Source organism: Gordonia sp. (in: high G+C Gram-positive bacteria) (assembly GCF_012515855.1).
In the GTDB taxonomy this organism is placed as follows: domain Bacteria; phylum Actinomycetota; class Actinomycetes; order Mycobacteriales; family Mycobacteriaceae; genus Gordonia.
Map to the genome: position 1 here is coordinate 1 of NZ_JAAYXO010000041.1, position 2,848 is coordinate 2,848.

The following is a 2,848-nucleotide window of genomic DNA, read 5'->3' on the forward strand; positions in this document are numbered from 1 at the left end:
ACTGGAACCGCGCCTACGGATCGAAGGGCTTCCTGCAGTACCAGTTCATCGTTCCGCCCGAGGCCGTCGAAGAGTTCAAGGGCATCATCTACGACATCCAGGCGTCCGGGCACGTCAGCTTCCTCAATGTCTTCAAGCTGTTCGGCGAAGGCAACCAGGCGCCGCTGAGCTTCCCGATGCCGGGCTGGAACATCTGCGTCGACTTCCCGATCAAGCGCGGCCTGCACGAGTTCGTGCGCGAGCTCGATCAGCGCGTCATGTCGATCGGCGGTCGCCTGTACACCGCGAAGGATTCGCGTACCAGCGCCGAGACCTTCCACACCATGTACCCCGAGGTCGACAAGTGGATCGCCACGCGCCGTCGCATCGACCCGAACCACGTGTTCATGTCCGACATGGGCCGACGACTCGAACTGATCTGACCCGTCGGTCGGCGCGACGCCCCGCGCGCGATCCGACCGAACCGCACATCCGACCGCTCCGCCGAAAGAGATTCCCATGTTCAACGCCGTCGGCGTTCCCCAGTCCATCCTGATCCTGGGCGGCAGCTCCGAGATCGGTCTGGCCATCGCGTCCGAGTACCTCACCAAGGGCTCGATGCGCGTCGTCCTGGCCACCGTCCCGGGCGACCCCGCAGCTGCCGCGGCCGTCGAGCTGATGAAGTCGGCGGGCGCGTCGTCGGTCGAGACCATCGACTTCGACGCCCTCGCGACCGACACCCACCGCGACGTGATCGACCAGGCTTTCGCCGGCGGCGACATCGACGTGGCGATCGTGGCCTTCGGCATCCAGGGCGACGACGAGCAGGCCTGGCAGGACCAGAAGCTCGCCGTCCTCGAGGCGAACATCAACTACACCGCCGCCGTCTCGGTCGGCGTGCTGCTCGGCGAGAAGTTCCGCGCGCAGGGCCACGGCCAGATCATCGCGATGAGTTCGGTGGCCGGTGAGCGCGTGCGTCGCTCCAACTTCGTCTACGGCTCCACCAAGGCCGGCCTCGACGGCTTCTACCTGGGACTCGGCGACGCGCTGCGTCCCGAAGGCATCGGCGTTCTGGTGATCCGTCCGGGCCAGGTCCGCACCCGCCTGTCGGCGCACGTCGCCGAGGCGCCGCTCACGGTCAACAAGGAGGACGTCGCGCGCATGGCGGTCGCGGCCGTCGACAAGGGCAAGGACATCATCTGGGTTCCGGGCCCGTTCCGGTTCATCATGATGGTGCTGCGCCACATCCCGCGCCCGGTGTTCCGCAAGCTCCCCATCTGATAGCCGGTGGAGACCCCCGCGGCCGTCAGTTCCGCTCCCGAACGGTCCCGACTCACCGGTCGAGCCCGTGACGTCGTCGAACTCGGCGGCGCGGTGCTCGGCGCAGCGATCCTCGCGTTCGTCGGCCTCAAGCTCATCGGCGCGGTCGGCTGGCCCGCGTTCAACACCTCGAACGTCACCCGGGCGCTGACCACCCTGGGGCAGACGGTCTTCATCCTGGCCGCGGTGGCCGCGGTCCTGTGGTCGCGGTACGGCCGGTCCCGGGTGCTGCCGTCGCTGCTGTCGGCGTTCGCGTCGGCGGGCCTGGTGACGGTGACCCTCGGCATGCCGCTGGGGGCCACCAAGCTCTACCTCTTCGGTCTCAGCGTCGACCAGCAGTTCCGCACCGAGTTCCTGACCCGTCTCACGTCGAGCCCACGTCTGGCCGACATGACGTACGCCGATCTGCCGCCGTACTACCCGGCCACCTGGTTCTGGTTCGGCGGTCGGTACGCCAACGCCCTCGGCTTGGAGGGCTGGGAGGCCTACAAGCCGTGGGCCATTCTGTCGCTGGCCGTCGCCGCGGCCGTGGGCGCGGTGCTGTGGAACCGGATGGTCGGGATCACCCTCGGCACGGGGATCTCCGTCGCCGTCACCCTGGTGACCCTGCAGTACGCCTCGCCCGAGCCGTACTCGGCCGTGCTGATCCTGGTGGGCGTGCCGATGCTCGTGGTGATCGCGTACGCGTTGCGCGGACAGTCGCGGCTGACAGACGGTCCCACACCGCTGTGCGCCACCAGCTGGCTGGCCGTACTCGACGGCGGCGTGTTCCTCGGCGTCTCGGCGACGGTCTACACCCTGTTCACCGCGGTCTTCGCGGGCAGCGCCGTGCTGATCGCGCTGGTCTATCTCGCGCAGGCATGGCTGCTGCCGCGCAACGCTGCGGTCCGCGGCGAGGCGCTGAAAGCTCAGCGTCGACCGGCGATGCTCGCGGTGGTCGTGCGATTGGCCGTGATGGGCGTGCTGGCCTGCCTGATCGCGCTGATCGTCTGGGGCCCGTATCTCCTCGAACGCTTCCGCACCGACGCCGCGGTGAGCGGCAGCGCCGAGCACTACCTGCCCGAAGGCGGCTCGATCGTCGCGCTCCCGATGTTCCACCTGAGTCTGATCGGTGCGCTCTGCCTGGTCGGCTTCGTCTGGATCCTGCTGCGTCTGCGCGAACGCACCATCGCGATGGCGATGGCCTGTGCCCTGGTGGCCGTCGTCGGCCTCACGATGGTGTCGCTGGCCTTCACCGCGCGGGGGACCACCCTCCTCTCATTCCGACTCGAGCCCGTCACCACCGCGATCCTGGCAGCCGCGGGCGTCATCGGCGTCGCCGCCCTGAGCCGGGTGGCCATCGAACGGTTCGGCGACGTTCGCACGGTGATCGGCGTGGTGGGTGCGGTGGCCGCGCTGGCCGTCGCCCAGCACATCCCGTCTGCGCTGTCGGCCGAGATCACCACCGCCTACACCGACACCGACGGTCGCGGCGTCCGCGCCGATCAGCACGCGGCGGGCGCCGAGGCGTACTACCCCGAACTGAACACCCTGATCCGCGAACAGACCG

3 protein-coding genes are annotated in these 2,848 nt (G+C 68.9%); all 3 read left to right on the forward strand.

The genetic code is table 11. The features are described 5' to 3' along the window. Positions 1-422 (forward strand): D-arabinono-1,4-lactone oxidase (locus tag GX543_RS02600; RefSeq protein ID WP_290849584.1); only part of this gene is annotated, 422 nt, incomplete at its 5' end. A gap of 76 nt (positions 423-498) precedes the next feature. Next, positions 499-1,260 carry a decaprenylphospho-beta-D-erythro-pentofuranosid-2-ulose 2-reductase gene (locus GX543_RS02605; RefSeq protein WP_290849586.1) on the forward strand — a complete coding sequence of 254 codons (762 nt, stop codon included), beginning with the start codon at positions 499-501 and terminating at the stop codon, positions 1,258-1,260. Between the two features lie 6 nt (positions 1,261-1,266). Further along, positions 1,267-2,848 (forward strand): arabinofuranosyltransferase (locus tag GX543_RS02610; RefSeq protein ID WP_290849588.1); only part of this gene is annotated, 1,582 nt, incomplete at its 3' end.